At 51.9% G+C, this 20,071-nt stretch carries 23 protein-coding genes and 1 tRNA gene; 11 read left to right on the top strand and 13 right to left on the bottom strand.

Annotated features, from left to right (window positions below):
• Positions 1-3: 3 nt before the first annotated feature.
• The 12 genes from sucD to FTO68_RS07945 form a co-directional block, all read right to left on the bottom strand.
• On the bottom strand, positions 4-879 hold the full coding sequence (sucD, locus tag FTO68_RS08000) for a succinate--CoA ligase subunit alpha (RefSeq protein ID WP_255332867.1): 876 nt from the start codon (positions 877-879) through the stop codon (positions 4-6).
• Positions 876-1,964: a succinate--CoA ligase subunit beta gene (locus tag FTO68_RS07995; protein WP_255332866.1), complete on the bottom strand. Its 1,089-nt coding sequence runs from the start codon at positions 1,962-1,964 to the stop codon at positions 876-878. The genes sucD and FTO68_RS07995 overlap by 4 nt, the downstream gene beginning before the upstream one ends.
• Positions 1,961-2,500, bottom strand: a complete 540-nt coding sequence (locus tag FTO68_RS07990) for a 2-oxoacid:acceptor oxidoreductase family protein (protein ID WP_255332865.1) — start codon at positions 2,498-2,500, stop codon at positions 1,961-1,963. The genes FTO68_RS07995 and FTO68_RS07990 overlap by 4 nt, the downstream gene beginning before the upstream one ends.
• Entirely contained in the window at positions 2,497-3,285 is a 789-nt protein-coding gene (locus tag FTO68_RS07985; RefSeq protein WP_255332864.1) for a thiamine pyrophosphate-dependent enzyme, read from the bottom strand. The genes FTO68_RS07990 and FTO68_RS07985 overlap by 4 nt, the downstream gene beginning before the upstream one ends.
• Positions 3,282-4,382, bottom strand: coding sequence for a 2-oxoacid:acceptor oxidoreductase subunit alpha (locus FTO68_RS07980; RefSeq protein WP_255332863.1), 1,101 nt, complete (start codon positions 4,380-4,382; stop codon positions 3,282-3,284). The genes FTO68_RS07985 and FTO68_RS07980 overlap by 4 nt, the downstream gene beginning before the upstream one ends.
• The gene (locus FTO68_RS07975) at positions 4,379-4,651 is read right to left on the bottom strand and encodes a 4Fe-4S dicluster domain-containing protein (RefSeq protein ID WP_255332862.1); all 273 of its coding nucleotides are present in this window, start codon (positions 4,649-4,651) and stop codon (positions 4,379-4,381) included. The genes FTO68_RS07980 and FTO68_RS07975 overlap by 4 nt, the downstream gene beginning before the upstream one ends.
• A gap of 67 nt (positions 4,652-4,718) precedes the next feature.
• Complete coding sequence (locus tag FTO68_RS07970) at positions 4,719-5,267, bottom strand: FumA C-terminus/TtdB family hydratase beta subunit (RefSeq protein ID WP_255332861.1); 549 nt, start codon at positions 5,265-5,267, stop codon at positions 4,719-4,721.
• A complete protein-coding gene (locus FTO68_RS07965; protein ID WP_255332860.1) occupies positions 5,264-6,103 on the bottom strand; it encodes a fumarate hydratase in 840 nt (279 codons plus the stop codon). The genes FTO68_RS07970 and FTO68_RS07965 overlap by 4 nt, the downstream gene beginning before the upstream one ends.
• A gap of 71 nt (positions 6,104-6,174) precedes the next feature.
• On the bottom strand, positions 6,175-6,675 hold the full coding sequence (locus tag FTO68_RS07960; protein ID WP_255332859.1) for a 50S ribosomal protein L16: 501 nt from the start codon (positions 6,673-6,675) through the stop codon (positions 6,175-6,177).
• A gap of 60 nt (positions 6,676-6,735) precedes the next feature.
• On the bottom strand, positions 6,736-7,494 hold the full coding sequence (locus tag FTO68_RS07955) for an ABC transporter ATP-binding protein (RefSeq protein ID WP_255332858.1): 759 nt from the start codon (positions 7,492-7,494) through the stop codon (positions 6,736-6,738).
• Positions 7,491-8,252 carry an ABC transporter permease gene (locus tag FTO68_RS07950; protein WP_255332857.1) on the bottom strand — a complete coding sequence of 254 codons (762 nt, stop codon included), beginning with the start codon at positions 8,250-8,252 and terminating at the stop codon, positions 7,491-7,493. The genes FTO68_RS07955 and FTO68_RS07950 overlap by 4 nt, the downstream gene beginning before the upstream one ends.
• Positions 8,252-9,472, bottom strand: coding sequence for an ABC transporter substrate-binding protein (locus FTO68_RS07945; RefSeq protein WP_255332856.1), 1,221 nt, complete (start codon positions 9,470-9,472; stop codon positions 8,252-8,254). Before FTO68_RS07945 ends, FTO68_RS07950 begins: the two co-directional genes overlap by 1 nt.
• A gap of 193 nt (positions 9,473-9,665) precedes the next feature.
• On the opposite strand from FTO68_RS07945, the gene argH reads away from it, so the two are divergent.
• The 11 genes from argH to FTO68_RS07890 all read left to right on the top strand — a co-directional run bounded on the left by argH (position 9,666) and on the right by FTO68_RS07890 (position 19,318).
• Positions 9,666-11,147: an argininosuccinate lyase gene (gene argH, locus FTO68_RS07940; RefSeq protein WP_255332855.1), complete on the top strand. Its 1,482-nt coding sequence runs from the start codon at positions 9,666-9,668 to the stop codon at positions 11,145-11,147.
• Entirely contained in the window at positions 11,144-12,370 is a 1,227-nt protein-coding gene (gatD, locus tag FTO68_RS07935) for a Glu-tRNA(Gln) amidotransferase subunit GatD (RefSeq protein ID WP_255332854.1), read from the top strand. Before argH ends, gatD begins: the two co-directional genes overlap by 4 nt.
• Positions 12,360-14,189 carry a Glu-tRNA(Gln) amidotransferase subunit GatE gene (gene gatE / locus FTO68_RS07930; RefSeq protein ID WP_255332853.1) on the top strand — a complete coding sequence of 610 codons (1,830 nt, stop codon included), beginning with the start codon at positions 12,360-12,362 and terminating at the stop codon, positions 14,187-14,189. The genes gatD and gatE overlap by 11 nt, the downstream gene beginning before the upstream one ends.
• 49 nt (positions 14,190-14,238) lie before the next feature.
• On the top strand, positions 14,239-14,520 hold the full coding sequence (locus FTO68_RS07925; RefSeq protein WP_255332852.1) for a DUF5350 domain-containing protein: 282 nt from the start codon (positions 14,239-14,241) through the stop codon (positions 14,518-14,520).
• Between the two features lie 48 nt (positions 14,521-14,568).
• Entirely contained in the window at positions 14,569-14,925 is a 357-nt protein-coding gene (locus FTO68_RS07920; RefSeq protein WP_255332850.1) for a hypothetical protein, read from the top strand.
• Positions 14,912-15,439, top strand: a complete 528-nt coding sequence (locus FTO68_RS07915) for a nitroreductase family protein (RefSeq protein ID WP_255332849.1) — start codon at positions 14,912-14,914, stop codon at positions 15,437-15,439. The genes FTO68_RS07920 and FTO68_RS07915 overlap by 14 nt, the downstream gene beginning before the upstream one ends.
• Before the next feature lie 17 nt (positions 15,440-15,456).
• Positions 15,457-15,795 carry a DUF555 domain-containing protein gene (locus FTO68_RS07910; RefSeq protein ID WP_255332848.1) on the top strand — a complete coding sequence of 113 codons (339 nt, stop codon included), beginning with the start codon at positions 15,457-15,459 and terminating at the stop codon, positions 15,793-15,795.
• The gene (locus tag FTO68_RS07905) at positions 15,792-16,661 is read left to right on the top strand and encodes a carbohydrate kinase family protein (RefSeq protein WP_255332847.1); all 870 of its coding nucleotides are present in this window, start codon (positions 15,792-15,794) and stop codon (positions 16,659-16,661) included. The genes FTO68_RS07910 and FTO68_RS07905 overlap by 4 nt, the downstream gene beginning before the upstream one ends.
• Entirely contained in the window at positions 16,661-17,323 is a 663-nt protein-coding gene (locus FTO68_RS07900; protein WP_255332846.1) for a diphthine--ammonia ligase, read from the top strand. The genes FTO68_RS07905 and FTO68_RS07900 overlap by 1 nt, the downstream gene beginning before the upstream one ends.
• A gap of 2 nt (positions 17,324-17,325) precedes the next feature.
• Positions 17,326-19,077: a DUF2070 family protein gene (locus FTO68_RS07895; protein ID WP_255332845.1), complete on the top strand. Its 1,752-nt coding sequence runs from the start codon at positions 17,326-17,328 to the stop codon at positions 19,075-19,077.
• 167 nt (positions 19,078-19,244) lie between these two features.
• A tRNA-Thr gene (locus FTO68_RS07890) sits at positions 19,245-19,318 on the top strand.
• A 55-nt stretch (positions 19,319-19,373) separates the two neighbouring features.
• Here FTO68_RS07890 and FTO68_RS07885 read toward each other — a convergent pair.
• A complete protein-coding gene (locus FTO68_RS07885; RefSeq protein WP_497529828.1) occupies positions 19,374-19,901 on the bottom strand; it encodes a DUF2238 domain-containing protein in 528 nt (175 codons plus the stop codon).
• Positions 19,902-20,071: the final 170 nt, after the last annotated feature.

The raw sequence follows: 20,071 nt of genomic DNA, 5'->3' as shown, positions 1-20,071 counted from the left end.
TGCTCATAACAGGGTGCTGATATATGCCGGAAGTTCTGAGGGGCGTGTTGCAACCGTGACCCCCATCGCCTTCAAACGTTCGATCTTCGATGCCGCATCCCCTTCACCACCTTCGATGATTGCACCGGCATGACCCATCCGTTTCTCCTTAGGTGCAGAGACACCTGCAATGTACGCAACAATCGGGAGATCCAGTGAGAGTGCGGCTTCTGCACCATCTATCTCAAGGGCGCCGCCGACCTCACCGATAAGGATAACAGCCTTTGTATAAGAATCTTCGCTGAATCTCCGGATACAATCAACAAAGGTCTCGCCAATCACAGGATCACCTCCGATCCCAACAACCGTGCTCTGCCCGATCCCGGCCCGGGTGAGTTCATCCACAACCTCATAGGTGAGCGTACCGCTCCGTGATATCACCCCAACCGGCCCCCGCATGAAGAGAGGGGATGGCATGATGCCAAGCCTGCATTCGCCGGGAGAGAGCAATCCCGGACAATTTGGCCCGATGACAGCTGAACCGCAGGATCGGGCATAGGCGATAGCACGCATCACATCATGTACAGGTATATGCTCGGTGATCGTAACAATCGTCTTAATCCCGGCATCAGCTGCCTCCATGATAGAGTCTGCCGCAGCACCCGCCGGAACGAAGATGACTGATGCCTCGGTATCATGTATGGCAACCGCTTCACGGACGGTATCATAAACCGGGACACCATGGACCTCCCTGCCGCCTTTCCCCGGAGTCACTCCGGCAACCACGCCCGCACCGCTGACAGATTGTGCATACCGGTTCATCAGATCGATATGGAAGGCACCCTGGTTTCCGGTTGCACCCTGCACAAGGATCCGTGTTTGTTTATCACAGTAGATCATGATGATGCCTCCAGAACAGCAGCAGCAACTGCTGCTTCCATCGTATCAAGCATCCTGTACCCTGCACCCTCAAGGAGAGCACGCCCTTCTGCCTCGTTTGTTCCGGCTAGCCGGACGATCACCTGCTGGGAGACACCTGCTGCAATTATTCCTCGGGCAACCTCATCACACCGGGTGATCCCGCCGAGAAGATTGACGATTATCACCTTCACATCAGGAACCGACGCAACCAGCCGTACAGCATACATAACCCGCTCAGATCCTGCACCACCCCCGACATCGAGGAAGTTTGCTGCAGCACCCTTATGATGGGCAATAAGATCAAGGGTTGCCATTGTGAGGCCCGCACCATTGCCGATGACTCCGATCGACCCGTTCAGCTCGACATATGAGAAGCCATGTGCCTCGGCCTCTGCCTCGCGTTCGGTCAGGTCACGGTTCTCGGTGATCCCCTGCCTGGCAAGTGCGTTATCATCGATTATTAGTTTTGCATCGGCTGCAATAACACCTGACGGAGTGATGACAAGCGGATTGATCTCAGCAAGAAGTGCATCTTTTTCACGGAAGGCACGATAGAGAGCAGATATAACAGGGATGATCTCCTTTTCGCATCCACGTGTTAGATACCTCAGGATAAAACCTGGAACCTCATCAAATAGTGGCGATACACGGGCGCTTCTGACCGCATCAGGTCTCTCCCCGGCGGTTGCCTCGATCTCAACACCCCCGGCTTCAGCAAAGAGAATCACAGGAGACCGGCTGCTCCGGTCAATTGCTATTGAGACGAAATATTCTTTCTGAATAGAGAGACGCTCTTCAACAAGCACCTCCTTTACGGTCAGGTCTTTGATCTTCCTGGTAAAGAGATCATTGGCAACGGTTTCAGCATCATCAGCTGTTGCCATCAGGATACCGCCAGCTTTACCTCTCCCCCCAACATCGACCTGTGCTTTCAGTACTACCGATCCGCCGATTTTTTTACAGGCATCTGCTGCCTCACCGACACTGGTGATCAGGGTACTTGCCGGAATTGGGATTTTATATGTTGAAAATACCTTTTTCGCTTCATATTCAAGCAGTTTCATGCATCTCCTCCTTTCTGTGCGATATCCTGCCCAAGCTCAAGCGCCCTTATGTTAAGCTCTTCGGTGCCTTTTGGAACGCTGTCAAGAACCGCTTTCTCCATCGCTTCGAAACCAACGATCCCGGTTACAGAGACAAGCGCCCCGAGCATGACAATATTGGCGACGATCGGTTTGCCAAGTACCTCTTTTGCCTTCATGGTTGCGGGTATCTCAATACACCTGCACTGCGGACGCGACTGGACAAGCCCCGAGTCTATCAGCATCAGGGCAGACTTCGGTGCTCCTGCGCCAAACTTCTGAAAGCCTGCTTCAGACATGATCACATAGACAGTCGGTTCGAGGACTTTTGGGTACTGGATCGGATCGTCGCTGATGATCACAGTACTTGAGGATGCACCGCCCCGCGCCTCAGGCCCATAGCTCTGGGACTGGACGGCGTATTTCCCATCGTACATCGCTGCTGCACGACCGAGGACAACGGCGGACAGGATGATCCCCTGTCCGCCGAATCCCGAGAATAATACATCATATTTCATTGTTTCACCCCAAGAGCCGGGCGATTCCGATCTGTCAGCGTTCCGACGACGAACATACCATCCGGAATAGGTTTTCCTTCTGCAAGCAGGCGGTCACGTTTCTCCTTGAGGAGGGCATGATCCTTCATTGCTGATATCATCGACTGCACATCACGGAGCTTGTTCCGTCTCCCGTAATTTGTCGGGCACTGGACAAGCACCTCAATAAAGGAGAGACCAGGTTTCTGAAGGCCGAAGGTGATCGCCTGGTTCAACTCTTTCACATGGTACGATGTCCAGCGTGCAACATAGTTCGCTCCGGCAGCGGTTGCCAGTTCGCAGAGATCAAAGGGGTTTTCGTCCATTCCATATGGTGTGGTTGTCGAGAGAGCACCCTTGGGCGTACATGGGCTCCCCTGGCCTCCTGTCATCCCATAGATCTGATTGTTCATGCAGATGACGGTGATATCGATATTCCTGCGGCAGGCGTGGATGAAATGGTTCCCTCCAATTGCCGAGAGATCACCATCACCGGTGAAAACAACTACATTGAAATTTGGTTTTGCCATCTTCACACCTGTGGCAAAGGGGAGAGCCCTGCCATGGGTGGTATGGAGTGAGTCGGTCGATATATATCCTGGCGCACGTGACGAGCAGCCGATCCCGGATACAAATATGGTCTCGTCGATCTTCCATCCAAGCGATTCGACAGCCTCAAGGGTGCAGTTGATGATGGTTCCGTTACCGCACCCTGCACAGAAGATATGGGGAAGGCGATCCACCCTGTACCAGTCTTCAACACTCATTCCTGCTCCTCCGCACATTTCAAAAGATATGCCGGGATGTGGAGCTCGCCTCCAAGCCTCGGAATCGGTATAACGGGCTGATCGACATGCCGCTGAATCTCCCGTGCAATCTGTCCGAGATTCATCTCCGGAACCAGAAATACACGTGCATTTTTGAATTTCTTTAAAAGATCTTCAGGGAAGGGCCAGACGATCCTGAGATTTAGATGCCCATAGGACTTCTCAGGGGCATCCAGAAATGCCTGCCTGACAGCCCGTGTCGGCGCACCATAGGATATAAAGACTATCTCGGCGTCAGGATTGACGATATCATAATCTGCTATCTCATGGCGGGCTCGTTCCACCTTCTCAACAAGCCGCATTACAAGTTTCTCGTGGAGATCGGGATCGGTGGATGCAGGATATCCTTTCTCGTTATGAGTCAGACCGGTGACATGAACACGGTGGCCTTTCCCAAACGGGGTAAATCCAGGTACAAGATCGTCTTCAGGCTCAAATGGAAGCATACCCTCCCGGATCGGTTTTGGAGGAATACACTCAACCTCATCGGGGAACTCTACCCGCTCCCGGAGATGGCCGATGATCTCATCGGACATCAGGAAGGCAGGAACCCGGAACCGATCTGCGAGGTTGAATCCCTTTACCGTGAGATCGAACAGCTCCTGAACAGTTGAAGGAGCAAGAGCAATTACGCTGTAATCACCATGGGATCCAAACCTTGCCTGAAGCATATCACCCTGTGCAGCCATCGTTGGCTGACCGGTTGAAGGACCTCCACGCTGGATATTAATAATAACGCAGGGGGTTTCGGTGAATGCTGCATACCCGATATTCTCCATCATCAGAGAGAAACCGGGGCCGCTTGTTGCAGTCATCGATCGGACACCGGTCCATGCTCCTCCAATGATAGCAGCCATGCTCGCGATCTCATCCTCCATCTGGATGAATGTACCTCCAACTTTTGGGAGTTTGCGCGCCATCTGTTCAGCAACTTCAGATGACGGAGTGATCGGGTACCCGGCAAAGAAACGGCAGCCAGCCGCTATTGCACCTTCTGCACAGGCATCATTTCCCTGCATAAAGCTGACGCGTGTCAATATTCAATCACCACCTTATGAGGTTCAAAGGGTGCCTCATGTAACCAGCTGATCGCCTGATCGGGGCATATCATCTGGCATACTCCGCAGAGACGGCGCTGGTAAAGCGGTTGAAGACGACAGTTTGTGCATCGCTCCGGCCGATCAAGCTCTGGCACAAAGATACCGCGCCTGTTAGATGTTCGCCCTTCCTGAAATATATGATACGGACAGACCATCACGCAGAGGTTACATCCTTTACACCGTGTATCATCGATAACCAGTTTCATGCAATGGAAACCCTCGTATATAGAATGGTGTGGTTATTCAATAAGCTCTTGCGTATCAATTCAATCATCATACTTCTACTCCCTGCTTCCATGCCAGGTATCGTCTTCGTGCTTCTGCATCCACCCGCGAGAAGAGATCGCCGCCATCTGCATCAATCCCGACCACAAGCGGGAGATCGGTAACCTCAATCACCCAGATCGCCTCAGCCATACCAAGTTCCGGATAGAAGACGCCGGTGAGCTTCATATGGGATGCCGCAAGGGCGGCACAGCCTCCTGTAAATGCGAGATAGACGGCACGACCCCTGAGGGAGTCGGAAACTTCCTTACCCATACCACCTTTTCCGATCAGGCAGCGGATACCTGCGTCGATGAGAAAAACAGTCAGCCTGTTCATCCGTGCAGATGTCGTTGGCCCTGCAGCTACGATACGGTTCTCCTGTATAACCGGCCCGCAATGATAGATCACAGCCCCCTCCGGATCAAATGGAATTCCATCTTTCATCATCTTCAGGTGTGCCTCGTCCCGTGCCGTATAGATGGTGCCAGAGAGGAGGACAGAGTCTCCTGCCCTGAGCGTGAGGATCTCATCCCCGAGCGGAGTTCTAATCTTCATACACTCACCTTCCGTGTCGCCCGCCTGCATGCCCAGCACTGGATATTGACGGCAACCGGGAGCGATGCGGTATGGCAGTGGGCTTTTTTCACCTTCACGGCAAGAGCAGTTGTACTTCCACCAAGCCCCATCGGACCGATCCCAAGGCTGTTTATCGCATTGAGGATCTCTCTTTCATATTCGTCCATTGTATCTATCGGAAGGAGGAGTGCCTCTTTTGCCAGAGAGGCAGCCAGATCGAAGGTCCCACCGATCCCAACCCCGACAACAACAGGCGGGCATGGACGCCCTCCCGCCATCAACACCGTTTCGACGATGAATGCCGGTATTTCCCCTGATTGCGATGGGAGGAGCATCCCGATCCGGGACACATTCTCTGATCCTGCCCCTTTCGGAAGGGCTGTAACAGTGAGATCCGGGCCTTCACTGATATGAATTGGAGGGATTCCAACACCGGTATTATCACCGCTGTTCTGGCGCAAAACCGGTTCAACCGCATTTGGCCTGAGAGGGACGGAGTGGGTTGCCCGCCTGACACCGTCATAGACGGCATCTATAAGATCCCTTTCATGCAGGGGGCAGCTATGAGGTACTGTCAGATAGATTACTGCAATGCCGGTATCCTGACAGAGAGGGATATCAAGCCTCTCAGCCTCCCGGATATTGGCTCGGATATTAGCGAGTTCCCCCCGTGCAACCGGATCGCTTTCTGACTCGTATGCAGCATCAATTGCAGCCTTCACGTCAGGGGGGAGACAAACCTCAGCCTCATGGATACAGGCATGGGTAGCCTCCGACACAGCTTCTCTGAGTATCTGATATTCACGGGCATGCATACCGCTATTTAGACGGCAAAGATGATAAAACTCGTGAAAACCCAGAGAAAAAAAGGTATAGAAGGTTTTGTTTACTCTTCAATAACAACACTGACAGGTGTCGGAAGCTTGTGCCCGCCATGAAGAAGCGCATATTTTGCTTTTTCAACATACTGTGGGGATGTCCAGATGGTGAAGACACGCTGTTTCTCCTGAACCCGGGCAGCGGTCCCGACAGCTTTGCCAAATGCAAGCCGCATTCCTTCCGAGACACGGTCTGCACCTGCGCCGGTTGCCTGTTTGTTCTCCCTGAGCACATGGTGCGGGTAGACACGGAGTTTCAGGTGGAAGTTGCTCCTGCCCACTTCCTTCATCAGTCTTCGGTTCATGTTGACACGGGCAGCTTCAAGTGCTGTATGGCGTATCTGGCATGCCTCTTTTACCTCAAGGTGGAGGGAAACCGGAAACTCATCCTGGAGGTTTCCCATATCAAACTGGACAACCTTCAGGCCCGGGACACCACCCATATATTTCCTGCGTGTATATGCCTTCTTTGAGATGGCTCTGTACATCTTTGCTGGCTTTCGTACCATGTAAAAAACTCCTCGCTATGAAAATATGCTTAATAAAATGGATGGTATAAGGTATAAAAGTTATTGGCGTTCGTCAAGCCGGTCGATCAGTTCAAGCACATCCCGGCGGAGAGTCGCAAACTCAATACTGGTCCGGTCACGCGGCCGGGGGATGTCGACATCATAGGTTCCGGCTATCTGGCCCGGACGAGGCGAGAGCACAATGATCCGATCGGCCAGATAGACCGCTTCATCCACGCTGTGAGTTACAAAGATCACCGTTTTTTTCGTCTTCTCCCAGATCAGGAGGAGCTCTTTCTGCATCCGGTTCCGGGTCTGTGCATCAAGGGCGCCAAATGGTTCATCCATCAGCAGGACAGCGGGATCGGTGGCGAGCGCCCGTGCGACAGCAACCCGCTGGCGCATTCCGCCAGATAATTCATAAGGATAACTATCACCAAACCCTTCCAGGCCAACGAGCCTGATAAACCGATTGACGATCTCTTCACGCTCAGGAACTGCAATCCCCCGCATCTGAAGCCCAAAGCCCACATTTGCACGGACAGTGCGCCAGGGATAGAGCGAATATTCCTGGAAGATCATTGCAAGCCGGGGATCGGGTCCTGTTACAGGCGTTCCTTCAACGATAATCTCCCCTGAGGTAGGATGGTCAAGGCCGCCGATCATCCGGAGAAGCGTCGTCTTTCCGCAGCCGGATGGACCTAGGATACAGAGAAACTCGCCTCTTGAGATACTGGCAGATATATCATCAATGGCAGTGAGTGGCTCTTTCTGGCGCGCGGCAAATATTTTGCCGACATTTTTCAAAACAACCGTCATCTGTTCATCTCCTGCCACTGGAACTTCCGTTTCTCAACTGCACGGAAGAGGATGTCAACACCGATCCCGATGATGCCGATGATGATCATACCGGCAATGATCACCTGCACCTGCCCCCAGTTATACGAGTACATGATCAGGTACCCGATGCCCGAGGTGGTGCCGGGGAGCATCTCTGCTGCAACCACACACATCCAGGCAACCCCAAACCCAACCCGAAGACCGGTCCAGATGGCAGGAGCTGCTGCCGGAAGGATTACATATACAAGGAGTTTCCATCCTTTTGCCCCATAGATCGACGCAGTCTCGATCCATGTCCGGTTCACTCTCCGCACACCATCGATACTATTGATTAGAATAGGGAAGAACGACCCGATGAAGATGATGAAGACCATAGAAGGGAGACCGATTTTAAACCAGGCCAGCGCAAGAGGAACCCATGCAAGCGGAGGTATCGGGCGGAATAGCTGGATGATCGGGTTCACCAGATCTTCGATGATCTGATATCGCCCGATAATAATCCCCGCGGGTACCGCGCAAGCCACTGCAAGCCCAAATCCAAGAGCCACACGCCAGATGGAGAGGCGGGAGTTTTCAAGAATGCTCCCGCTTCCAAGGATATCCGCAGTTGGTTTCATGAGGACAGCAGCTACAGATGCAGGTTCTGGAAGAATGAACGGATTATTCAATATAACCGATACAATCTCCCATGCAACGAGAATAAAAAGGAGAGGAATAATCTTCAGATACCATTTCATCAGACTTCTTTCACCACCACACCGCTATCCTGAAGTGCATATTTTATCTGCACATCCTGGATCGAGCCTCTGGCCGGTGCGGCGATCGTAACTGGTTTTCCTTCTGCTGACCGTTTTCCAACCCATGTGATGAATGAGTCCCAGTCAGTGACCGGTGCAGATGCTGCAACGACGAAGCCTGATCCTTCCGTCTGTGTTGGGAAGAGGATCTTAATAGGCGTTCCCTTGTCGATGGCTGTAATCGCAGGCGGAGTCCCGGCATATGCCATCTGGATCGCGTCAGTCGACATGAGCGTCATCAGCGGAGCTCCACCCTCGCCGAGTACAAGCTTCACCTCGGCGACAGTGACGCCATTAACGATTAGATCCGCAACTTCCACTTTGCCGGGGACATCAGCCCTCGGTTTCAGGGCAATACCGAATTCGTCATTGAAGTAACGCCACTCCTTGACAGCAACAAAGAGGGGGGCATCATGATCGGAGGGGAGATACCCGAGTGATATCGGCTCTGTAAGCTTTGCAGGAGTCATAATCTCACCTGCATCAACCATTGCCCGTCCCGCTTCATAAGAGGTAAAGTCAAAGAGCATATCCCGGATCTCTTCATTCGAGGCATCCTTAAGCGTTCCGGTCAGGTAACCGATATCCTTGAGCGCAAGAATGAATTCATCATTGCTCTTGAGCCATTCGGGAGAGTGTGCTGTTGTAAACCTGATCGTTGGGATCGAGTCTTTCAGTACATCATGGGAGCTGATCGTGACATCACCAAATGTCATGTCTGCACCGCCGTACAGCCAGTTGGCAGAGATCTCGGCAGTCCGTTCCGGATTATCACGGACATAGTCTCCGGCAAGAATGAAGAGCGCTGCGATAGCATTTGCAACATCAGTATTTTCTGCAATAAAGTCTTCACGTGCAGAGAGCGCACAGCAGGTATGATCGTTCCAGGTACCTGCCGGAGGAAGGTCCTGGGAGTAACTGACCACAGTCCCGATTCCTGAGACTGTCGCTACAGATACAAGAGGCTGCCATACCATGAAGCCATCCACCTGCCCGGTCGAGAGAAGCATCGGCATCTGCCCAACTGCTGTATACATGATACCCACTTCTCCCTGTACATCCTCAGGAGGAGTTGCCGGTACTTCTTCTGATACGCAACCTGCCACAAGGAGTGCAAGTGCAAGAAGAGCTACTATAGACGCTAACAACTTAGCATTCATGTGTAGGAGTGGAGAGGTAGACTATATAATCTATTGGATTGTAATTTGGACATATAAGATAATATATCCAATTATTTTCTACAGAAAATGATTCTATCTGAGTGAGACGTCCAGAATACCAGTAACATAAACGAAAAGCTTTCTACGAAGAGATAATCAGTTTTCAGGTACCATCATAACAGAGAGGAAGAGGATGCGACACGACCAGATACGGGAGGGGAGGCTCTCTGGCAACCGGAATGCTTTCATAGCCAGGTATCTCTCATCAATGGATGCGGATCGGAGAATCGCCTCTCCGGATCTCAGGGTGGATATGGCCCACCTTGCTATGCTGAAGCAGCAGGGGCTGATCCCGGCAGAGCATGCGAAACTCCTCGCTGGTGCCCTCCTCAGGATGTATACTGATGGCATCCCCGGGGAGGCATATGATGAGCGTTTTGAAGACATCCATGCAGGGATAGAGGGAGAGTTGATAGCAGAAGCCGGAATCGATGCCGGAGGACGGCTCCACCTTGCACGTTCACGAAATGACGAGGTGGCAACCTGCCTCAGGATCAGGGTGCGAGAGGATATACTTGAGATCCTTGGATCAGTATCCTCTCTCAGGAAGATCCTGATCGATCTCGCAGATGGGCATGCCAAAACTGTGATGCCAGGTTTTACGCATCTTCAGCATGCACAGCCGACAACACTCGCCCATCACCTTCTCGCCTATGAAGAGGCATTTTCACGAGATGCCGAGCGGCTCTTTGACACATATACACGAGTCAACCGTTCACCACTCGGTTCCGCTGCCTTTGCCTCGACAGGTTTTCCCATTGACCGGGAGATGACGAGAAGGTTACTTGGGTTTGATTGTATCCTCGGCAACTCAATGGATGCGGTGTCCGGGAGGGATTTTGCACTGGAGGTGCTCTCTGCCCTCACTATCATGATGGCAAATGCGAGCAGGCTCTGTGAGGAGCTGATACTCTGGAGCAGCGCATTTGTCGGTTTTGTCGAGCTGGATGACATCTACTGCTCTACCAGTTCAATCATGCCGCAAAAGAAGAACCCGGATTGTGCCGAGATTATGCGCGGACATGCCGGAACGGTCGCAGGGGCATTCCAGTCCGCACTCATCTGCATGAAAGGGCTCCCCATGAGCTATAACCGCGATCTCCAGACGCTGACACCCCACCTCTGGAATGGAATCTCCCATACCGCCGCAAGCATGGAGATTCTTGCCGGGATGGTGCAGACGGCAGTATTCGACAAAGAAAAGATGTATCGTGAAAGCGAAAGGGGGTTTTCAACAGCAACTGAGCTTGCAGACACCCTTGTTCGTGATTTTGGACTGCCTTTTCGGACTGCGCACAATATCGTCGGGCGAGCTGTCCGCTCTGGAGAGATCACCCTTTCTACAATCGAAGAAGCAGGCAAAGAGATCGCAGGCATCTCGCTCAAAGAAAGGGGACTGACGGAGGATCGCATTCGAAAGGCACTCGATCCCACACTCGTGGTTGCCGCGAAAAGGGTTGCCGGAGGACCTGCAGAAGAAGCGATTGTGTATGCAATCCGATTACGCTCAGGTCTCCTGAAAAAACATAATGAGATGATAACGATGCGAAAGAACGCAACAAAGGATGCAGAAGAAGAGCTCATTCAGATGATAAAGGGGCTGACTGAAGCATGAAAACCGGGGATCTGGTATCATGTACTCTGGGCGGAGAGACGGTAGAAGCAATTTATATTACCGAGCGGGATGGCATGGCTGTTCTGAAACTTTCATCTGGCTATAATATCGGCCTGCCTCCAACAGATGTGAGATTCATCGGGGATGCTCAGGAGAGGAAGGCGGAAGAACCTTTGATCATACAGGATTCCACATTACCGGAGCTTTCGATCATATCTACCGGAGGAACGATCGCATCCCGTGTCGACTATCGGACAGGCGCGGTGACAAGCAGATCGACGGCTGAGGAGATCATCCGTGCAATACCCCGGATGGCTTCAGTCGGGCAGTACCGGACACGCCAGCCGTTCTCAATTCTATCTGAGAATATGAAGCCCTCCATGTGGATTGAGCTTGCCCGCACCATATATGCTGAGATCGAAGCAGGCGTCCGTGGAGTGATCATCACCCATGGAACCGACACGATGGCATATTCAGCATCTGCAGTGAGTTTTATGCTCGATACACCGGTCCCTGTAATCTTTGTTGGATCACAGCGGTCAGCCGATCGCCCAAGCAGCGATAATGCGATGAATGCACTCTGCAGTGCAGCAGCTGCCTCAGCCGATCTCGGGGAGGTTGCCATCTGCATGCATGGAACAGAACATGATGATTTCTGTGCGCTGCACCGTGCAACAAGAGTCAGAAAGATGCATACCTCACGCCGGGATGCCTTTCAGAGCATCGGGACTGAACCTATCGCAACAATCACATATCCGGAACTTGCAGTCTCTCCAGCCCCCCATGCTATTCAGAGAGGGGCACAGGAACCAGTCCTCAATGATACAATGGAGGAGAGATGTGCGCTCTTCTCCTATTATCCAGGTATGGATCCCGCAATCCTTGATTCATATGCATCATATCGCGGGGTTGTCATCGCCGGAACAGGGCTCGGCCATGTCGGAACCACCCTAATGGATGGAATACGCCAACTTGTGCGCAACCAGACAACGGTTGTGATGACGACACAATGCCTGAGCGGCCGTGTATGCGACAGGGTCTATGATACGGGCCGCGACCTTCTCAGGGCCGGTGTCATCGAAGGAGAGGATATGCTCCCCGAGACTGCGCTTGTAAAACTGATGTGGGTGCTTGGGCAGACAGATGAGCCCGGTGAGATCCGGAAGCTGATGCAGGAGAGCCAGAAAGGTGAGATTGTAAGGAGGTCGGCATATGGATTATGAGGCGCTTGGCCTGATGGCCGGGATTGAGATCCACCAGCAGCTTGATACTATCGAGAAACTCTTCTGCCGGTGCCCTACCTCACTCAGGAATATTGAAGAGAGGAACGGTGAGATCCGGAGATACCTGAGGGCGACGGTATCTGAGATGGGAATCATAGATCGTGCAGCAGAAGAAGAGATGAAGCAAATGCGCCTCTTCTCGTACTATACGTATGACACCACCTGCCTTGTCGAGAATGATGACGAGCCGCCGACGCCTTTGAATCCAGAAGCCCTTCTGATTACGCTCACTATTGCAAAGCTCCTCTCGATGAAACCGATTCCACAGGTTCATGTGATGCGGAAGATGGTTATCGACGGATCGAACACCACCGGATTCCAGAGGACGGCACTCGTTGCGATGAACGGAGTTGCCGGCGGGGACTGCCGGATCGAATCGATCTGCCTTGAAGAGGAAGCTGCCCAGAGGGTGACTGGCAACACATTCTCACTCGACCGCCTTGGAATACCACTTGTTGAGATCACAACCGCCCCCTGCATGCATACACCTGAAGAGGTGAAGAAAACCGCAGAATATATAGGAATGATCCTCAGATCAACCAGAAGGGTTAAACGCGGCATCGGAACTATCCGGCAGGATGTGAATATTTCCATAAGGGACGGTGCCCGCGTTGAGATTAAAGGAGTACAGGAACTCGATCTGATCCCCGAGGTAGTCTCCCGTGAGGTGCTGCGGCAGGTGAACCTGCTTGCGATCAGGGAAGAACTGCTCAGCCGTGGTGCAGAAGTGCCCGATGATGGGATCAACGTCTCCGATCTCTTCGCTTCGACGCAATCAAAGGTGCTGAAGAAGGCTCCCTGCATCATGGCTTGCGTGTTAAAAGGATTTGCCGGGATTGTCGGAAGGGAGATCCAGCCAGGACGCCGCCTTGGAAGCGAGATGTCGGATTATGCAAAGAAGTGCGGTGTCGGCGGTATATTCCATACCGATGAGCTGCCTGCCTATGGGGTAACCGAAGAAGAGGTGGCTGGCCTTCGAAAGCGGACAGGTGCGAATGAAGGAGACTGTGTTATCCTCGTCTCTGGAACAGAAGAGCAGGCTTCATGTGCAATCAGGCTTGCACTCAGGCGTGCCGGGATGGCATTTGTCGGGGTGCCTGAAGAGACCAGGAAGATGCTCCCTGAAGGGAACTCGGCGTATATGCGTCCGTTACCGGGAGCAGCACGAATGTACCCGGAGACGGATGTGCTGCCTGTTGAGATCAGCCGTGAGATGATGGATGCAATCGAGCTTCCTGAACTGCTGACCGACATTGCGGCACGATTTAGCAGCGAACTTGGCATTGATAGCGCGCTCGCCCGACACATCGCGTACTCAGACCGGCTTTTAACCTTTGAAAAGGCGATTACAGCCGGAATTAAACCCTCATTAGCTGCACGGACACTCATCTCTACCATACGGGAGCTATCCCGCGATGGCGTGGACTGCGGGGAGGTGCCTGACGAAAGCATCATTGAACTCCTCACCCGCGTTGGTCATGGAGAAGTTGCAAAAGAGGCAGTGCCTGAGATCCTCCGCACCCTGGCCGGGGGTGCACCACTTGAAGAGGCAATTCAGTCTGTAGGGCCGACATTCTCTGTTGATGACCTTGAAAGCCTGATCGATGGGATTGTTGCCGAGCGAAAAGATTTCATCAGCGAACGGGGGATGGCCGCGCTTGGACCGGTGATGGGTATTGTGATGAAAGAAGTCCGTGGCAGGATAGACGGGCAGATTGTTGCAGATGTTCTCAAGCAGTCGATCAAGAAGATGATCTAAAAAAGATATCTTTATCAAAAAGCCAAACAGTAGTTATAAGGAGTTTCATATGGGAAAGACAGGCAGTATAAACTGGCACCAGGTAAAAGGAAACCAGGGACAGATCAGACTTGTTCCTCAAAAAAGTGGTGAGGCGAAGAAGCCAGGGCCGAACCAGAGATTTAAGAGACACACCATCGTCAAGAAGCTTGAGCAGAAGATGGCAAATGCCCAGCAGCAGGGCCGGGGAGGGGGACGCCGGGGAGGACATGTTGTCGACCCACGTGTCCGCCGCCACATCCGCCGCTCGAAGAAGACGATGATGGGCGCCAAACAGAAATCCAGGCGGTAATCGAAGACTACCTATCTTTTTATATTCTTTTGCCTCTTGTATATCCATATGGATGTCAGGAATGCAGTTCTCTCCTGGCAGTATGCTGAACGTCTGAAGACCGGGATCATCTCGGTCTCAAAGATGCTGATGACACTGCCGGATTATCCAAAAGAAGAGCGACCGGGTGCACGCAGAATGTTGATTGCCGTCATGGACGAGCTGCGTGCGGATGCACAGACGGCATCCGCGGCAACCGGGATTACGGCATTTGGAAAGGTGGTTCATTCTCTGTCCGAGATGATCAGCCTTGCCGAGAGCAGCCAGTTCGGTCTTGCTACCGAGCGGGCAGGCGAAGGCGTTTCTGCCGCAACAACAGCTGCCCAGGAATCCTGGGAAGTGCTTCATTCACATGGAATCCTCTGAATTTCTTGGTTTTCTACAATCCCGCGGCTCTGTCAGGAGTTATACGGGCGAGCAGATAGCGAGGGAAGAGGTTGAGTATATCCTCAGGGCTGCTTCAACCTGCCCGACTGCAGGCAACCGGGAGGCATGGGATGTGATCATCTGCAGGCAGGAGGATCTCCTTGAAGCCATAGCAGATGCAGCATTTAGCCAGGACTTTATTGGTGGGGCGGGGACAGCCTTTGTCATCTGCGCAAACTATGTCAGATCTATGTCACGGTACGGGGAGCGCGGGATATTATATGCGGTTCAGGATGCAACTATCGCAGGAACCTATATGATGCTCGCTGCACACGTATTGAGGCGTGCCACCTGCTGGATCGGGGCGTTTGACGAGGAAGAGATGAAAGAGATCCTCGGCATCCCGCCGCATGTCCGGCCGGTTGTGATACTCCTGATCGGAGAGGGGAAGGAGCAGGCGGCATCACCAGAAAGGATGCCCATACACGAACACATGCATGAGGATTACTGGTAAGTTGGAGATGGATAAATATGGCAGATTATCACGTAACACTGGAATCGGCATGGATCGTAAAAGACGTCAAAACCGTTGACGATGCGATCGGTATTGCCATCAGCGAGGCTGGAAAGCGGCTCAATCCGACGGCAAAATTTGTCGAGGTTGAGATCGGGGCCACATCATGCCCAAATTGTGAAGAAGAACTGAATAATGCGCTGATGGTGGCAAATACAGCACTTGTCGGCCTGACACTGGATATGAAAGTCTTCAAGGCAGAGTCAGAGCAGCATGCTGAGAGGATAGCCAAGGCAACAATTGGAAAGGCACTCAGGGAGATTCCACTCCAGGTAGTGGAAGTGATCGAGATATGATTCATGTCGTCGGCCATACGGCGACAGACCATATCTTCCGTGTCCCTCATCTGCCGGATGCAAACACCTCGACACAGATCCTTGATCACCAGATATTCTTCGGCGGCGGGGCAGCAAATATCGCCGTCGGCATTGCAGTACTTGGCGGAGAGTCTACGCTCGTCTCCGCTGTGGGAGGAGACTTTGCAGGAACGGAGTATGACAGATGGCTGGATTCGCACCAGGTGGGCAGGTTCTTCTACATTGAGGAGGAAGCGCACACACCGCTTGCCTGCATGTTCACCGATACAAAAGAAGATCAGATCACCTTCTTTGAATGGGGGGCATCTGAAGCATTCACAAAAGCCGATCCACCTGCCTTTGACTTTGTACATATGGCAACAGCCGATCCGTCATATAATGTGAAAGTTGCTGAGCGTGCGGGTTTTGCCTCATTTGATCCCGGACAGGATATCCACAAATATAGTGCCGAGCAGTTTGAACAGCTGCTTGATTCGATCGATATCCTCTTTGCAAACCGGTATGAAGCGGAGATCATGGCAGGAGTACTGAAACACACTGAAGAAGAGCTTTCAGGACGGGTGCCAGTTGCTATCTTCACCCAGGGAAAAGACGGGAGCAGGCTCTATGAAGATGGAGTGCTCACGGTGATCCCATCAGTCCCGGTGACGCTGGTTGACCCAACCGGTGCAGGCGATGCGTATCGGGCCGGGTTCCTGACAGCCTACCAGAAACAGATGCCGCTTACAGATTGCTGCCGTATCGGAACGGTCTGTTCTTCTTTTGTAATTGAGAGGGTTGGCTGCCAGACGAACCTTCCGAGCTGGGATCAGATGCAGGAGCGGCTGCGGAAATACTTCGGGTGATGGAACCAGTGTATGCCGCTCTGACATCAGGAGGGAAGGACTCCATCCTCGCAATCCAGCTAGCCCTTGATGAGGGGCTTGAAGTTGGATATATTGTCTGTGTCAGGCCAGAAAACCCGGATTCGTATATGTTCCATTCATCGAACCTGGATGCGGTCCATCTGATCGCAGAACGGGGTGGAATGGAGTATGTCGAGATACAAACACACGGACGCAAAGAAGAGGAGCTTATCGATCTCAAAAGAGGATTGTCAGAACTCAGGATTGATGGGATTATCGCTGGTGCGATTGAGTCTGCATACCAGTACGAACGGGTCAGTGAGATTGCCCGGAGCCTGAGTCTACATGTCTTCTCCCCACTCTGGCAAAAGGATCCTGAATGGATCATGGACGAAGTGGTCCGTCGCCTCGATGCCATCATCGTGGTCTGTGCAGCAGACGGCCTGACTGAAGATATACTTGGCGCCCACATCGATGCCAAACTGGTAGAGAGACTCAAGCAGCTCTCACGCAGAAACAGGATACATATCGCCGGGGAAGGGGGCGAGTACGAGACGCTAGCGCTGAACGCCCCATTTTACAGCGCTCCAATCCGGTGGAGTGAAGAGAATCGCAGAATTAATGCTGGCCGGAGCGAATTGATCCTGAACGGATTGTGGTAACCATGACAACAGGGGGCGATGTCAGGATTGAGCGGCTATCGAGATTCATCTTTACTGCCCCATCCTGGCCACGATCTCTGCTTCTCATTGTCATTCTTGGTTTTCTCATCGACATTGCACTGATACAGGCAAAAGAGCCAATCTGGTTCTTTGGATCTATTGGCTTTTCTCTGCCTGCACTGGTTGCTTTTTATCTGACCCGGCAAAGTATCCTCCTGTCTGGAAAGACACTGACCTGGAACAGATCCGGGCTTCTTGCCCTGGCATCAGTTGTTATAGGGGTGATCACGACCGCTTTTGCTGCAATAGGTGCAGATTCGGGATTCTATCTCCCAATCACCTATGCAACCGGTCTTGGCATGATCCTCTCGCTCAGGATGCTTGTCCTTGTTGCTGTTGCAGATTACCGGCTCAGGAGAATGATCATTCCTGCGGCACTCCAGAGTCTTACTGGCCTGTGTGCAGGGTATTACTATTTTGGGGGGGAGTTCTTCCTGTGGGCAGGCGGCCTTTTGATCATCTTCGGTATAGGTAGCTCGATATTCATATGGCTCATTGATCGTCCACTGAAACGATCATTTGGCATCTCCGGACTGAGTTTCCTGAATGCCTTCATTGCCCACATGACAGATGGATCAAAGACCATGGAGGATTTCTTCCGGGATATCGGCGAGGAAGTGACAGTCCCACAATCCAGCCTGATCTTTTCGCGTTATGATAAGAAGATGGCAGTCCTCACTGTACCAAATATCCATCCAGGACCAATGGGTGAGATTGGGAGCGCAAATCTCCCGAAAATTATCCACGACAGGTTTGATGCCGAAATGTTCGTTGCACATGGATGTGCCACCCATGACTTCAACCTGGTTTCAGAGTCTGAAGCCGAAGTTATCATCGAGTCACTTGAAAAGTCCCGGAGGAGCCTGACATTTTCTGAAGGCGGGAGCACGCCAATCCGAAAACGGTATGGAAGTGTTGAGATCCTGACACAGCGGTTCTCAGACTCTATACTGATGATCTCCACCCGTTCACCTGAAAAGACCGAGGATATCGATTTTAATATCGGGATGGCGATCATGGCCGAAGGGCATCGCTGGTTCCGTGATGTCGTCTTTATTGATGCCCACAACTGCATGACTGATGTTTCTTCACCGGTACTGCCGGCAACCCCGCTCGGAATCGAATATTATCGGGCAGCACTTGCCGCTATGGAAGAGGCTGCCGCTGCATCACTTCTGCCGATTGCTGTTGGGATCTGTCATCACCAGCTGCCGTTTGGTAGAGAGGACGGGTTTGGCGATCTTGGTATCCAGGTGCTAGTAATGATGGTTGGTACCACGAAAACTGCCTATATTCTCTTTGATGGCAATAATATCCACCATGGAGTGAGAGAGGAGATCCGCCGCGCAATTGTTGATCTGGTTGATGAATCGGAGATTATGACAACTGATACCCATGTCGTCAATACAGTTAGCGGGAAAAATCCAATCGGCCTTTCAATCCCTGCATCTGAGATTGTTCCGCATGTCAGAGCAGCTGTTCTGGAAGCATTAGAAGATCTTTCACCTGCCAGGGCTGCATCTGCGACAACATGGTGCGAGGGCATAACCATCTTTGGCTCTCAACGGATCGCACAGTTTGCAAGCACCGTCAATGCCATGCTGATCTTTATTCCACCTTTAAGCCTCGGAATGCTGATTCTTGCCTTTATCCTCTCGATCCTTACCTTCTCGGTGATCGGACTATACTGGTGATCGAAGGGGCACTCCATACCCGGTGAGAGGGATACAGAGGGGAGGGGAGGGGACCCCCTTCCGAAGACCTTTTTAATGAGGCAAGCGTATTGTTATAAGCATTTCAAGGCGATTGTGTTGGAGATGTTGCTTCCGTCACCGTCTGTTATGCTCATTGAGTTTAAAGTGCCTCAGTGGCTTAGCCCGGCATAGCGGCTGACTTGTAATCAGCAGGTCCCGTGTTCAAATCACGGCTGAGGCTTCCTTTATTTTTAGAATTACCAAAAATATTGGATTATTGTTCATGAGTTGATGACTTATATGTTAGAAGGCATAGATTGCATAACATATTTGGCATAGAATACTGCACCGAGGGAGCCAAGGGTATTGCCAGCCATATCAAAAAAGGTGTCAACGACCCCGAGATTATAGGTCGATCCAATCAGAGCATCGATTGATAATTCAATTATCTCCCAGAACACTCCAAAACAGAATACCAGCAGGATAATACCTGCATATACATTGGATAGTGGCATCCGGATGCCTTTTCCGGCTAGATAGAGAAAGAAGGAGAATAATACCAAACCAAGGGCAAAACCGGATATGCAATGAGCTATCTTGTCATAATATGGTGCATAAATCCAGTAATATTGATTGATGCCTCCGGCAACATGGAACAGAAGGGCAATAGCAACTGCCATTTTCGTGCCATCCGGCAGCTTGATGGATAGAAGGCGCTCAGAAAGTGAGGGGAGAAGGATAAGAAGCATCGAGGCAATAACAACGAGAAGACGGGTGGTATCACCGATCATAAAAGCCTTCCAGGCAAAGCAGAATAATGCCAGTTCCAGGATAAGGACACAATATCGCTCAATGAAGTGTTTTTTCGTAACAGGTCAGCACCCCCTCTCCTGACCTCTCCTTAACTCACATCACACACCCCCACTTTTCGGAAAATACGCCCGTATGACCGATAGATCCTTATATAATGAGAGATTAATAGATATTTGGGATA

Source organism: Methanocalculus taiwanensis, from assembly GCF_024372745.1.
Lineage (GTDB): Archaea > Halobacteriota > Methanomicrobia > Methanomicrobiales > Methanocorpusculaceae > Methanocalculus > Methanocalculus taiwanensis.
Note: the sequence above shows the minus strand (reverse complement) of the source record. Positions and strands in the feature narration are given on the sequence as shown.

What these genes read in the sequence shown, in the direction of transcription:
- FTO68_RS07905 (WP_255332847.1), top strand. Translation starts at nt 15,792, where the DNA reads ATGATTCATGTCGTCGGCCATACGGCGACAGACCATATCTTCCGTGTC.
- FTO68_RS07945 (WP_255332856.1), bottom strand. Translation starts at nt 9,472, where the DNA reads ATGAATGCTAAGTTGTTAGCGTCTATAGTAGCTCTTCTTGCACTTGCA.
- FTO68_RS07895 (WP_255332845.1), top strand. Translation starts at nt 17,326, where the DNA reads ATGACAACAGGGGGCGATGTCAGGATTGAGCGGCTATCGAGATTCATC.
- FTO68_RS07995 (WP_255332866.1), bottom strand. Translation starts at nt 1,964, where the DNA reads ATGAAACTGCTTGAATATGAAGCGAAAAAGGTATTTTCAACATATAAA.
- FTO68_RS07955 (WP_255332858.1), bottom strand. Translation starts at nt 7,494, where the DNA reads ATGACGGTTGTTTTGAAAAATGTCGGCAAAATATTTGCCGCGCGCCAG.
- FTO68_RS07965 (WP_255332860.1), bottom strand. Translation starts at nt 6,103, where the DNA reads ATGCATGCCCGTGAATATCAGATACTCAGAGAAGCTGTGTCGGAGGCT.
- FTO68_RS07960 (WP_255332859.1), bottom strand. Translation starts at nt 6,675, where the DNA reads ATGGTACGAAAGCCAGCAAAGATGTACAGAGCCATCTCAAAGAAGGCA.
- FTO68_RS07990 (WP_255332865.1), bottom strand. Translation starts at nt 2,500, where the DNA reads ATGAAATATGATGTATTATTCTCGGGATTCGGCGGACAGGGGATCATC.
- FTO68_RS07950 (WP_255332857.1), bottom strand. Translation starts at nt 8,252, where the DNA reads ATGAAATGGTATCTGAAGATTATTCCTCTCCTTTTTATTCTCGTTGCA.
- FTO68_RS07975 (WP_255332862.1), bottom strand. Translation starts at nt 4,651, where the DNA reads ATGAAACTGGTTATCGATGATACACGGTGTAAAGGATGTAACCTCTGC.
- sucD (WP_255332867.1), bottom strand. Translation starts at nt 879, where the DNA reads ATGATCTACTGTGATAAACAAACACGGATCCTTGTGCAGGGTGCAACC.
- FTO68_RS07915 (WP_255332849.1), top strand. Translation starts at nt 14,912, where the DNA reads ATGGAATCCTCTGAATTTCTTGGTTTTCTACAATCCCGCGGCTCTGTC.
- gatE (WP_255332853.1), top strand. Translation starts at nt 12,360, where the DNA reads ATGGATTATGAGGCGCTTGGCCTGATGGCCGGGATTGAGATCCACCAG.
- FTO68_RS07910 (WP_255332848.1), top strand. Translation starts at nt 15,457, where the DNA reads ATGGCAGATTATCACGTAACACTGGAATCGGCATGGATCGTAAAAGAC.
- FTO68_RS07920 (WP_255332850.1), top strand. Translation starts at nt 14,569, where the DNA reads ATGGATGTCAGGAATGCAGTTCTCTCCTGGCAGTATGCTGAACGTCTG.
- argH (WP_255332855.1), top strand. Translation starts at nt 9,666, where the DNA reads ATGCGACACGACCAGATACGGGAGGGGAGGCTCTCTGGCAACCGGAAT.
- FTO68_RS07985 (WP_255332864.1), bottom strand. Translation starts at nt 3,285, where the DNA reads ATGAGTGTTGAAGACTGGTACAGGGTGGATCGCCTTCCCCATATCTTC.
- gatD (WP_255332854.1), top strand. Translation starts at nt 11,144, where the DNA reads ATGAAAACCGGGGATCTGGTATCATGTACTCTGGGCGGAGAGACGGTA.
- FTO68_RS07970 (WP_255332861.1), bottom strand. Translation starts at nt 5,267, where the DNA reads ATGAAGATTAGAACTCCGCTCGGGGATGAGATCCTCACGCTCAGGGCA.
- FTO68_RS07925 (WP_255332852.1), top strand. Translation starts at nt 14,239, where the DNA reads ATGGGAAAGACAGGCAGTATAAACTGGCACCAGGTAAAAGGAAACCAG.
- FTO68_RS07900 (WP_255332846.1), top strand. Translation starts at nt 16,661, where the DNA reads ATGGAACCAGTGTATGCCGCTCTGACATCAGGAGGGAAGGACTCCATC.